Below are 11942 nucleotides of genomic sequence, written 5' to 3'. Positions count from 1 at the left end.
ACCCGGACCGGTCAGTCCCCCGAAGCGAGGGGGAACCGTGGGGACCGGCGGGCCCGGTGGCAGAACCGGACCTTGCGGTCTGGAACCCGACAGCGGTCCCGAGCCCAGGGCCGACGGCGGTGAGACCGGATTCGTGTAGGGCGGAGGCGACAAGGCATGCCCCGGCCCCACCCCTGGTCCCGGTCCTGGGTGTAGTGGATACAGGATGGTCCGGTCAGGCTCGTCCGGGTCTGGATCGGGGCCGCTCCCTGGCCGCGGCGAGGCCGGCGGTGGCTCGGACACCCGCGACGCTTCGTCGTCGCCTTGGCCGGGGCTGGGCACGGTTCCTCCCGAGATGGGTGACAGGTGCAACCCCAGCGTAGGCCCCTCACCGCTCGGATATGGGCGATGTCAGGCTACTGCATCACAAATACTGCTCTATCACCACCCGCCCGGCCGAAGGCAAGCAGGCAAGATCGAAGCCACAGCAAACAGCACCCCGCCGTGCGGACGTGGCCGCGTCCCGGCGGCGTCCACCGCGACGTCAGGCCTTGGGCACCGGATCGAAATTACTCCACCATTCGTACAGGGCCGCCCCGTCGGGGCCGGTCGCCATGAAGGAGACCAACGTGGAATTGTAGGACCAGAAGATGAAGTGATCACCGTCACGCACGTTGCAGACGGCCGTGCCCTGGGTCGCACCCTCGTGGAAGTTCCAGGTGAAGACCTCGTCACCGCCCTGCTCGCATTTGCCGCCGGTGGTGGTGACCAGGGACTTGCGCACCTCGACGTCGCTGTTCAGATCACTGGTGGTCGCGTAGGAGTAGGCAGCCACCACCTTCCCATCATCCGAGTTGCAGAATAACGACGCCTTGATGTGGCCGCCCTCGGCTTCGCCGTTGGGCTCGCAGTCCGTCATCACGGACGAGTCGAGCTTGGCCAGCAGGGCGTGCTGCGCCGGGGTGAACCGCGCCGAGGGACTCGGACTCGCGCTTGGACTTGGACTTGGACTTGGCGAGGGCGATGACGATGGGTTTGTCGAGGTCGGTGAGGCGCTGGGGCTGTCGGGCGCGGTCACCGTGCCCGGGTTGTCGGAACCTCCGGAGAGGAGCACAACCGGAATAATGATCAGGAGGAGTGCCGCCGCCACCGTCGCAGCGATGATGGTGTTACGCCGACGTTGAGAGCCGCCGGGCCGGGGGGGCGCCCCCGGCGGCGGATAACCTCCGTAACCGCCCGCCGCGGGGTAGCCCTGCTGCTGATACCCTTGGTGGTAACCCAGATCTTGGTGGTAACCCGGCTGATAGTTCTGCTGATATGCCTGTTGCGGATAACTCTCCGTGGGATAGCTGTTGGCGGGATAATCCTGCTGCCGGTAACCCTGGCCGTAGCCCTCGCTGGGTGGGTAGCCCCCACTGGGTGGGTAGACCGCCGTCGGGGGGTACTGATCGGTGCCGCGGTACGGATTCTGTGCGTACTGGTTCTGGGGATACTGGTTCGGAGGGTTCTGGGAGTACTGTTCCGTGGGCGGGTAGCCGCCGGGCTGGTTGACGCCGGGTGCGCTGTTGCCGAGCAGGCGGGTCTCGTCTTCGTCGCCGAACGGTGCCGAGCCCGCGGAGTACGACGAGGCGGAATAAGAACCACCAGCGTTGCCGTCAACCCGTTGGGTCTGGGCGTCCGGGTCCTGGGGGCCTGGGCCCGGTGACTGCATGACGTCCTCCTGCGCTGCGCGAAGAGCGGCCCCGGCCCGCGCTCGTGATCTTGCGGATCCCGCCGTGGTGCTGGGCGGTTCTCGTAACCGTCCAGCTGTGTTAGAACGGGACGGACCGCCCCGTTCGGCCCAGGTCGGGCTCGATGCTCGATGTTAGGAGCTTTGCGTTCGGAGGGGGATCCCGGGTCGTCTTGTAGACAAGGTGTCGGATCAGGCCGCGTAACGGATCACGATGTCGTCGACGATCATCTCCAGGAACGTCTGATCGACCGGATCTCCGGTCAGCAGCACCCGTTGGAGGATGACGGCGGTTCCGAGTTCTATGAGTACCGTGCGGTCGACGTCCGGGCGGACCTCGCCACGGGCGATCCCGCGTTCGATGATGGCCTCCGAGCTTGCCTGGCGTTGCATCCAGAGGCCGCGGCGCAGGGCGTCGCGCAGACCGGGATTGCGCGGCATCTCCGAGATCAGTTCCGCGAGGATCCGTCCCCGATCGCCGCGGATCGTGTCATGGAACGAGGTCAGGAACTCAAGGATGTCCAAGCGGAGGGAGCCGTTGTCGGGTACCGGCATCCGCTGCTCGGTGAAGGCGTTGACCGCGTCCATCACCAGGGCGAGCTTTGACGGCCAGCGCCGGTAGATGGTGGCCTTTCCGGCTCGCGCCCGGGTGGCCACCCGGTCCATCGTCACACCGTCGTATCCGACCTCGGCCAGAAGGTCGAGGGTGGCGGTGCGGATCGCCTGGTCCCGGCTCTCGTCGCGAGGTCGGCCGCCGGGGTGCGACGACGCGAGCGAGGACGGGGTCACGACACACCCTCCAGGTTGCTGCGGACTGGACGGCGCTCCACGCGGCGTTCCCGGTAGCCGACGTGTCTCGCTGGATGGAGGGCTGTGGGCGCGCGGCGCCAGCATGGCCCGCCGAGCGTAGCCCACCGGCGAAGGTTCGGGAACCGTTCGGTATCGGAACTAGGTTGTTTCCGACTTGTCTGCCGGGGACGGCGGGAGGGCGGAACGTCCTGTTCCGCTGTCGTGCCGTGTCGGCGGGCGTGTTGGGCGCCCGGGGGTGGCGGCGATGCGCGGCGCACCTGAAACGGCCGGTCCGGTGCCGGACGAGGCGGCGGAATGTGCGTCGGGCCGGGGGCCGCTGGTGCGGTCAGATCCGGCCCGCATGCTCCGGGATGCGCCGACGACCGTCCTGACGGGCTCCGCCGTTCGCGGTGGCCTTGGGATGGTCCGGGTGGAGGAAGACCCACTTCTTGTAGGCCCAGAACCGGAATACGGTGCCCAGCCCGGTGCCGATGATGTTACCGAACAGGTTGAACGCAAGTACGCCCTTGAGATCGAGTACATAGCGTGCGAACCCGAGGCAGCCGAGCGCGATCAGCAACCCGACCGTATTCAGGATCACGAAGAGTGTGTACTCGCGACGTAGACCGGTTCGGGCGCGATGGTTGAACGACCATTGCCGGTTCCCGATGTAGGAAAAGGTGGCAGCGACCACCGTGGAGACGGTCTTCGCGCTGAGTGGACCCATTCCGAGAAGCGTGTGGCACAGGTTGGAGACAAGAAAGTCGATGGCGTAACACGCGCCGCCGACCAGCCCGAACTTGCCCATCTCGTGGATGAGTACCTGCATCGGTGAGCGGGTCTGTCGGTGTCTCACCACGGGCGACCCCGATCGATATTTACCACTCGGAGAGAGTACCGGCTGCTCCCGCCCGCCCACCGTGCCACCCCCGTCGACGGTGGCGTGGTGGGCGGGCGTGGCGAGGCCGGCTCACCGGCCATGGTGCCGGACGTAGCGGTGAACCCGTCGGCGCGTGGTGGAGTCACCGAGTAGCTGTTCCCATCTTTACGCTAGGTGATGCCATCAATCCGGTGCGGCGGGCAACGTGAGTGGCACAACGTCGGCAAAAGCTCGGGAACGTTGGCGAAGCTGGGCCCATGGACGGCATCCTGGCAGTGGGAGGGTGGGGACCACTGATCGGAAGGACGCATCATCATGATCCGCTCGAGTCGCCGGCCGAGCCGTTGATGTCAACGTCAAGGACCGATGACCACGTGGACACCGATGACCACACTGCTGTTGGCTCCGTTGCCGACGCCCAGGCGGACACCGTGCGCCCCGCGGACACCGTGTGTCCTGTGAGCCCGGTGGAGCCGGTGGGCCCAGTGGGTAGCGCTGCCACGGCGACCGAACTCCTGCTGAGCTACGCCGTAGGTCACCCCGTCCGGCGGCGGGAGGCCGGGCTTCCTGCCCTGCCTGGCGCGCGGCCGCGCCTGGGCGTCGCGGTGGTTGCCTGTATGGACGCGCGGATCCAGGTGGAGGCTCTGCTCGGTCTCGTCGAAGGTGACGCCCACATCCTGCGCAACGCCGGTGGTGTCATCACCCCGGATGTGGTCCGCTCGCTCGCCGTGAGCCAGCACGTGCTGGGAACGACGGAGATCATTCTTTTACACCACACCGGATGTGGTCTCGAAAGGATTACCGACGACGGGTTCCGGGACCAGGTGGAGCGCGAGACGGGCGTTCGTCCCGAATGGGACGTGTATTCCTTTCCCGATGTCAAGGAGGACGTGCGCAAGTCCGTCAGGGTGCTGCGTTCGTCGCCGTTCCTGCAGTCCACCACCTCGGTGCGCGGATTCGTCTACCAGGTGGAGACCGGGGCACTGGTCGAGGTTCTGCCGTAGGGCGGTCCACGGTGGCATGGGATGGGTCGCGTCGTCGGATTGTCGTCGGGTCAAGCTTACCTAGTCCGGTAGGTTCGGTAGGTTCGGTAGGTGGGTCACGCGAGTGGCCGTCCGAGCGCGTGGTAGATCCAGCCGGCATCCCGCCAGACCGCGGGATCTAGGACGTGCCGTCCGTCGATGACGATGGGTCTGCTGACGTGCGGTCGCAGGGCGGCCGGGTCGATCTCGCGGAACTCGCTCCATTCCGTCAAGACCAGGACGATCTCCGCTCCTGCCACGGCCCGTATCACCGAGTCGGTGTAGTGCAGGTACGGGTAGCGAACGCGGGCGTTCGGGATCGCCGCGGGGTCGTACACGGACACGTGGCCGCCGGCGCGGTGCAGCGCGGTGGCCACGTCGAGGGCGGGCGAGTCGCGGATGTCATCGGAGTTCGGTTTGAAGGCGGCACCGAGAACCGCCACCATCCGGCCCGTCGGCGAGCCCCCCAGCGCCTTGGTGGCTAGCGCCACCGTCCGCGTCCGGGCCCGCGTGTTGACGGCGTCGACCTCGGTGAGGAAGGCCAGCGCGGAGCCGACTCCCAGCTCGTCCGCGCGGGCCTGGAAGGCACGGATGTCCTTGGGTAGGCAGCCGCCACCGAAGCCGATGCCGGCCTGGAGGAACCGGGGCCCGATCCTGGGGTCGTGAGCCAGGGCGGCGGCGAGCTCGGTCACGTTCCCCCCGGTCATGTCGCAGATTTCGGCCATCGCGTTGATGAAGGAGATTTTCGTCGCGAGGAAGGCGTTCGCGGCGACCTTCACGATCTCGGCCGTGGCGAAGTCGGTGACGATGACGGGTGTGCCTTCTTTGATCGTTCTGGCGTAGACCGCCCGCAGCCGTGCCTCGGCGATGCCACCCGGGACGACCCCGAAGACCAGGCGGTCCGGCCGCAGGGTGTCGTCGATGGCGGACCCCTCCCGGAGGAACTCGGGATTCCACGCAAGTTCCGCGCCCGGGGCGCCGGCGGCAAGTCGTCCGGCCAGCCGGGCCGCGGTGCCCGTGGGAACCGTCGACTTGCCCACCACCAGCGTCCCGGGCCGCAGCCCGGCCGCGATCAGACCATTCGTCACCGCTTCGACGTGGCGCAGGTCCGTCGCGCCGGAATCGGGCCGTTGCGGTGTTCCCACGCAGATGAAATGCACCTCGGCCCGGTCAGCCGCCTCGGCGAGCGAGCTCGAGAAGACCAGTCGTCCCGCCTCCAGGTTCTTGCGGAGTAGCCCTTCCAGACCGGGCTCGAAGAAGGGCACCTCACCCACGGCGAGCCGCTGCGTCCTGGTCGCGTCGATATCGACACCGATGACTTCGAACCCCAGTTCCGCCATGCACACGGCGTGTGTCGCGCCCAGGTATCCGGTGCCGATGACGCTGATGTGAAGAACCGGTGACGTGCTCACGTTCGAGCGACCTCCGCTACACGTGGTAAAGACCGGCCGCCGCGCTGCCGGCCCTCCCGCCGGGGCAATCTCGTAAGCCCCGGTGAGCCGGACGCACCGGGGAGCGCGTTGCCCCATTCTCGTTGGCCGTCGCGCCGTTCGGTGGTCACGCCGTCTGTGAGCCGTCCGGATGTCGGGTATGGTCATTCCCCATCCGCGGCCCGCTACGGGGGTCGTGCGGGTTTCACCCGAGGCGGGGGAGCGGCAGCGACCGGACCCCCGCGGGCAGTGGGCCGGGCGCGTGCCGCAGGACCGACCGACCGACGGCGGTGATCTTCTCCGTCTCGATGCGCCGCGGGAGCGCGGCGCTGTCGAGATGCCGGCACAGCACGATCGACGAGCCTGCGACCAGGGGAGCGAGCAGCGAGCCGACCAGGCCCTCGGTCGTGGCGAGCGACGCGGTGAACAGCACCCGGTCCGCGGGTCCCAGGTCCCACGCCCCCGCGATCGCGGTACCCGCGCGCAGCAGCGCGGCCTGCCCGGGTGGCGGTGCCGGGGCGGCGAACCGATCGCCGTGCGGGGGCACCTCCGCGGCGTAGTCGAGAACCCCGGCGACGGGCCTGCGCATCCGACCACCCAACGGGCGCAGTGACAGGGCCACGATCTCGTCCACCATCAGGCCGGACGCCTCGTCGAGCCGGTCCTCGGCCACGAACAGCGCGTCGAGGGGGGTCGCGACCGGCAACTCCCCGCCGTCCTTCTCGGTGTCCCCGCCGTCCTGCCCGCCGTCTGCGTCTCGGACGAGGACCACCTCCATCCCGGCTGACCAGGTGGCGAGCAGAATGACCGAACTGAGCCAGTGCGTCGGCAGGTGGACGCCGACCCGGTCACCGATGCCGAGGCCGAGCGTGTCGACCAGCATGTTCGCGGTCTTCGCCACCCAGTTGTCGAAGGTGGTCGCCGAGAATTCCACGCGTTCGCCGGTCGCGTCGTCGTAGAAGGTGACCAGCGGGCGGGCGGGATCGGTGGCCAGCCGGTGCGCGAGGACGGACGCGATGCCGCGAACTCCCGCCGCGGGTGCGGCGTCGGCATCCGCGGCCGGGCCAAGCAGCGTCCGTACGGCGACCAGCCGCGGCACGGAGGCGCTCATGGCGTGCACGAGGTGTCGGAGGGAACGGGACCGACCGGAGCGGTCGCGGCGCCTGTGGCGCCGGCCCCGCCGGTCGCCGGGGCCGGCGTCGCGGTGATGGCGACCGTGGTCGTCCAGGTGTCACCACCGGCGGCCGTCGAGGTCGTCGGGATCCTCGTGTCGACGGTCGCCGCCGCGCCCGGCAGGCCACCGCTGGGCAGGCCGACGTTGGGCAGGCCGACGTTGGGCAGGCCGACGTTGGACAGACCGGTGAAGGTGGATCCGAGGACGAGGACGAGGCCGGCCCCGGAGCGGCCGGCGCCCGCGACGATCCGGCTGCCGGGGATCGTCGCCGCCAGGGTGCGTGCCGCGGCCTCCTGGCCCGGGGGATGGCGTACCTCGGTCAGAGTCTGGCGGGTCGATGTCGCGGCGGTCATCGGCCCAGTGAAGCCGAGTGCCCGCAGTCCGTCGACCGTGCCGGTGGCGAGTCCGGCACGTCCCGAGGCGTTGCGGACGGCGGCGATCGAGACCTGGGCGGGGTCGAGAGTTCGCTGTGCGGGAGGCTTCGTGCCCGCGGGCAGCAGCGGAGCGAGGACGTGGTCGAGGCCGGCCTGATCGACGATGAGTACGGCCCCGTGCGGGGGAATCGAACCCATGTCGTCGACCGCACCATCGGAGCGCAGCGCGATGTGCGTAGGGACTGTCACGAAGTGAATTCTTCCCGGACCCAGCTCGCTGGCCCGCTTCGCGAGCTTGAGTATCGCGGTCTGGTCGAGGCCCTGGTCGATCCGCAGCGCGCCGCCGACCGCCCCGATCAACGAAGTGATCTTGGCCGGGTTGGTGAGCACTCCGGTGCTGGTCGCTGTCGCCAGCAGCTTGGAGAGGAACTGCTGCTGGCGCAGGATGCGAAGGCGTTCGTCCCCGAGCGCGTAGCGGGTCCGGACGAAGGCCAGCGCCTGATCACCGTTGAGACGGTTCTCGCCGAGCCGTCCGCTCCATCCCGACATCGAGTCGTGCAGGTTGCGGGTGCTGCCGTTCGGTAGAGGCGTCACACACACGGTTACGCCTCCCACCGCGTCGGTCATCGCCTTGAAACCGGCGAGATTGATCGAGATGGTATGGTCGATCTTCAGGCCAGTCAGGGATTCCAGCGTGCTGACGAGACCGGGGACGTCCGCCAACTCGAGCACCTCGGTGAGCTTCGACCGGCCGTCGCGGGCGGTGGCCTTCTCCCGCGGCACCACCGGGACGAGCATGTCCCGGGGGAAGGACAGCAACGTGGCCGAGCCGTCCTTGCCGAAGTGGGCGATGATGGTGGTGTCGGACCGGACGCCGTCTACCACACCGTACTGACCCTCGGTACCCTCCCGGCTGTCGTCGCCGAGTAGCAGGATGTTCTCCTCGCCGTCCACGCTCGCTGGGCGGGCACCCTCGATGTCCCAGTCGACGCGCGTGACGGCCTTGTCGAACTGCCGGTAGGCGGCCCACCCGATGGTGCTCAGACCGAGAACCAGCACGGACAGCAGAGCGACGGCTCCAACGGACAGCCGTCGCAGCGGGGAGTGGTGGCGACGGGGCCCACGCGGGTCCAACGCGGGCGGCAGGGCCGGCGGGCGCATGGTATCGGGGCTCACCTGAGTCGAAAGCCCTCCTCGCTCAGGCGGCCGGAGCGGGAGAACCCCCGCCGGAACGCATGCCGCGGCCGTCGTGGTCGTGATGTGGCAGCCGTGTCCGTCTAACTGGACGTTCCGGACGGCCAAGACGTTGCCATGGCAAGCGCGGATGTTCACGGCGGGGTTGATCTCATCTCCGACCGTAGTGTGGACAGCGCGGAATGTGATCGGACGGTCGGGTGAACGATCAGCCAGCCAGCAGTTAGTACGTGCACCCCGAGGTGAGATCCGCGGCCGTCGACGGTGAGGCGGGAGGCGGGTCCGCCGCGGCGGACCCGCCGGTCGCCCCGGCGGCTGTGCCGGTACCACCGGTCGATCCGGCGCCCCCGGCCGCTGGACTCGGGTTCACCCCGTCGTAGGACGTGCCCAGGACGAGGGTGATGTGGCCGGCGGGGACGGAGGCGTCCGCGCGCAACCGGCTGCCGGGCACGTCGGCCTGCACGGCATGGGCGGCGGCCTGTTCGCCCGGGCGATAGCGCACCTGTGTCGTCTCCACCACGCCGGCCTGCCACGTCTGCGGCGGGCCGACCCGGAAACCGGCCTGCCGCAGCTCCCCGGCGGCCGTGGCGGCGAGGCCCCCCACCCCGGCGCCGTTGTAGACGTCGATCAGCACCTGTGCCGGGTCGACCGTCGGGGTCGGGGTAACGGAGGATTCCCGCGTGTCACGGGCCCGCCCGCGTAGCGGAGCGAAGAACTTCTCCAGCGTCTCGGGGTCGTAGAGCTGTACGGAGCCGAACCTCGGCAGCTCCCCCACGGCGTTGCCGCCCTCGGCCGGCGTCGGGGCGTGCACGGGGATCGTCTCGAACCGGATCTGATCGGCGGACATCCCGCGCAGCCGTGTCGCGAGCGCGCGCATGTCGTTCATGCTGGTGCCGTCATCGATGGTGAGCGTCCTGGTCGCGGCCTGAAGCAGGTTCTCCAGCCTGACCGGGTTGGCGAGCACCCCGGTCGTGGTTGCCTGGGTGAAGATGGCGCCGATGAACTGCTGCTGGCGGCGGATGCGATCAAAATCGTTGTCGGGTAGGCCGTGGCGTTGGCGGACGAAGGCGAGTGCCCGCTCTCCGTTGAGATGATTTTTGCCTACCGTGCCCCGCCACTGCGACCACGGATCGTACAGATTGGACTTTCCGCCGTTTGGTAGCGGTTTGACGCAGACGGTGACGCCGCCAATGGCATCGGTCATCTCCTTGAAACCGGCCAGATCGACCGAGACATAATGGTCGATCTTGATGTCGGTGAGATTCTCGATCGTTCTGATCAGGAGACTGGGACCGCCGAGGGTGATCGCCGAGTTCAGCTTGCCGAGGCCGTGCCCCGGAATGCGCACGAGGATGTCCCTCGGAAAGGAGACCATCGTCGTGGTCCCGTCCACGTCGAGGTGGGCCAGCATCGTCGTGTCCGACCGTTCGCCGGTCACCGCTCCCTGGCTCTCGTACTCGCCGCCGGTGCCCGCCCTGCTGTCCGATCCGACCAGCAGGAAGTTCCGGGTGCCCTCCGCGGCCTCCGCCGGCCGGTCCCCGCCGAGCCCGAGGCGGATCCGGTTGATCTGGGCGTCAAAATACTCGTAGGCGGTCCAGCCGCCCACCGCGGCAAGGAGTACCACGGCGGCGAGCATTGCTGCGACTACCGTGAGCAGGCGGGATGCCAGAGACCGCTCCCGGCGAGCGTCGTGTTCGCCGTCGCGGTTCTGGTGGTCGTCGCGGTTCTGGTGGTCGTCCCGGGTCGGATACGGGCCTCGATACGCACGGGCAGTAGGATTCAGACGATTTCGTCGCCGCGGAGGCGGGCCCTGGGACCCCGCGGACAGACGCGGCGGCGCGTCGGTCACCGTGTCCCCCTCCCAGGCGGCCCGAGATGTCTCCTGGGTCTGGAACGATCAGATGCGCGGTAAGGTTTCCCGCCGGCTGGCCGCCCCGAACCCTGCGACTACCCAACGTACCCGTATCGGGCGGGGTGTACCTGTCGCCGGCCCGGTGCGCATGGAAATACCTGTTGCACAGGTGGGTGTTCGCGGTGACATGCGGGCAAAGGTGGATCGATCTGCCATGTGATGGGAATCACATTGGCGGTTACTTTCTGTCAGCTCAAAGCGGCACGATAGGGTTTCGGATCATGAAGGCCCTCGTCCTTGCCGGTGGTTCGGGAACCCGTCTGCGGCCAATCACCCACACCTCGGCCAAACAGCTTGTCCCAGTGGCGAACAAGCCGGTGCTTTTCTACGGCTTGGAGGCCATCCGTGACGCCGGTATCACCGATGTCGGGATCATCGTGGGGGAGACGGCCGACGAGATCCAGGCGGCGGTAGGTGACGGCTCGGCATTCGGGATCCAGGTCACCTACATCCGCCAGGACGCGCCGCTCGGACTGGCGCATGCCGTGCTCATCGCCCGCGACTTCCTCGTCGATGAGCCGTTTGTCATGTACCTCGGCGACAACCTGATTATCGGTGGGATCTCCAGCCTGGTCGAGGAGTTCCGACGGACCACTCCGGACGCCCTGATCCTGCTGACCAGGGTCGACAACCCCTCCGCCTTCGGTGTCGCCGAGCTCGGTGCGGACCGGAAGATCATTCGACTGGTCGAGAAGCCGCTCGTTCCGCCGAGTGACCTGGCGCTCGTCGGCGTCTACATGTTCGGCACCCCCATCCACGACGCCGTGGGGGCGATCAAACCGTCGGCCCGCGGCGAGCTGGAGATCACCGAGGCGATCCAGTGGCTCGTCGACGGCGGATACGAGGTCGCCTCGCACCTGGTCGAGGGTTACTGGAAGGACACCGGCCGACTTGACGACATGCTCGAGACAAACCGCCACCTCCTCGAGTCGATCGAGCCGGCGATCCGTGGCAGCGTTGACGAGCACAGCACGATCGTCGGCCGTGTGGTGATCGAGGAGGGCGCCTCGCTGGTCCGGTCCACCGTGCGCGGGCCGGCCATCATCGGCCGGGACACCACCCTCGTCGATACCTATGTCGGCCCGTTCACCTCGATCTTTCACTCCTGCACCATCGAACGGACCGAGATCGAGTACTCGATCGTGCTGGAGCGGGCGACGATCCGTGGGATCGGGCGGATCGAGGACTCGCTGATCGGCCGGGATGCCGAGGTTGTCCCCTCCGCGGCCCTGCCCAGGGCGCATCGGCTTATGCTGGGCGACCACTCCCGCGTCTCGGTGGCTACGACGGGGACCTGAGGCCCGCTCGGAGCGGATCTCCCTTGCACATCCGCGACGGACTTCGTGGGGCGGGCGTCGGCCGGTGACCGCCTACGCCCGGACCCGATCCCGGACCCGATCCCGGACCCGATCCCGGACCCGTGACCGCGCCCCCGGCTCCGCCCGCGCGCCCCCGGCTC

9 protein-coding genes are annotated in these 11942 nt (G+C 68.5%); 2 read left to right on the top strand and 7 right to left on the bottom strand.

Annotated elements, in window-relative coordinates:
• Positions 1–523: 523 nt before the first annotated feature.
• From AC08OP_RS12570 to AC08OP_RS12560, 3 genes are all read right to left on the bottom strand, one after another.
• Entirely contained in the window at positions 524–1690 is a 1167-nt protein-coding gene (locus AC08OP_RS12570) for a hypothetical protein (RefSeq protein WP_476614355.1), read from the bottom strand.
• A gap of 210 nt (positions 1691–1900) precedes the next feature.
• Positions 1901–2497, bottom strand: coding sequence for a TetR/AcrR family transcriptional regulator (locus AC08OP_RS12565; RefSeq protein ID WP_476593568.1), 597 nt, complete (start codon positions 2495–2497; stop codon positions 1901–1903).
• 346 nt (positions 2498–2843) lie between these two features.
• Entirely contained in the window at positions 2844–3353 is a 510-nt protein-coding gene (locus AC08OP_RS12560; protein WP_476603670.1) for a GtrA family protein, read from the bottom strand.
• A gap of 398 nt (positions 3354–3751) precedes the next feature.
• Between AC08OP_RS12560 and AC08OP_RS12555 the strand changes: the two genes are divergently transcribed.
• Positions 3752–4381 carry a beta-class carbonic anhydrase gene (locus tag AC08OP_RS12555; protein WP_476614354.1) on the top strand — a complete coding sequence of 210 codons (630 nt, stop codon included), beginning with the start codon at positions 3752–3754 and terminating at the stop codon, positions 4379–4381.
• A gap of 95 nt (positions 4382–4476) precedes the next feature.
• Here AC08OP_RS12555 and AC08OP_RS12550 read toward each other — a convergent pair whose 3' ends face one another.
• From AC08OP_RS12550 to AC08OP_RS12535, 4 genes are all read right to left on the bottom strand, one after another.
• Positions 4477–5811 (bottom strand): UDP-glucose dehydrogenase family protein, encoded by a 1335-nt coding sequence (locus AC08OP_RS12550; protein WP_476614353.1) that lies wholly within the window; start codon positions 5809–5811, stop codon positions 4477–4479.
• Between the two features lie 223 nt (positions 5812–6034).
• The gene (locus AC08OP_RS12545; RefSeq protein WP_476614352.1) at positions 6035–6940 is read right to left on the bottom strand and encodes a TIGR03089 family protein; all 906 of its coding nucleotides are present in this window, start codon (positions 6938–6940) and stop codon (positions 6035–6037) included.
• The gene (locus AC08OP_RS12540; protein ID WP_476614351.1) at positions 6937–8553 is read right to left on the bottom strand and encodes an LCP family protein; all 1617 of its coding nucleotides are present in this window, start codon (positions 8551–8553) and stop codon (positions 6937–6939) included. Before AC08OP_RS12540 ends, AC08OP_RS12545 begins: the two co-directional genes overlap by 4 nt.
• Before the next feature lie 241 nt (positions 8554–8794).
• Entirely contained in the window at positions 8795–10207 is a 1413-nt protein-coding gene (locus AC08OP_RS12535; RefSeq protein ID WP_476614350.1) for an LCP family protein, read from the bottom strand.
• 497 nt (positions 10208–10704) lie between these two features.
• Between AC08OP_RS12535 and AC08OP_RS12530 the strand changes: the two genes are divergently transcribed.
• On the top strand, positions 10705–11781 hold the full coding sequence (locus AC08OP_RS12530) for a glucose-1-phosphate thymidylyltransferase (RefSeq protein ID WP_476595192.1): 1077 nt from the start codon (positions 10705–10707) through the stop codon (positions 11779–11781).
• Positions 11782–11942: the final 161 nt, after the last annotated feature.

It is taken from the genome of Frankia sp. CeRuru1 (genome assembly GCF_977966315.1).
The sequence above is the reverse complement of the archived record's forward strand: the minus strand, read 5'-3'. Positions and strand labels throughout refer to the sequence as shown.

Excerpts from the sequence above, each read along its gene's own strand:
- AC08OP_RS12570 (WP_476614355.1), bottom strand. The coding sequence starts at position 1,690 with ATGCAGTCACCGGGCCCAGGCCCCCAGGACCCGGACGCCCAGACCCAA.
- AC08OP_RS12545 (WP_476614352.1), bottom strand. The coding sequence starts at position 6,940 with ATGAGCGCCTCCGTGCCGCGGCTGGTCGCCGTACGGACGCTGCTTGGC.
- AC08OP_RS12535 (WP_476614350.1), bottom strand. The coding sequence starts at position 10,207 with ATGCTCGCCGCCGTGGTACTCCTTGCCGCGGTGGGCGGCTGGACCGCC.
- AC08OP_RS12530 (WP_476595192.1), top strand. The coding sequence starts at position 10,705 with ATGAAGGCCCTCGTCCTTGCCGGTGGTTCGGGAACCCGTCTGCGGCCA.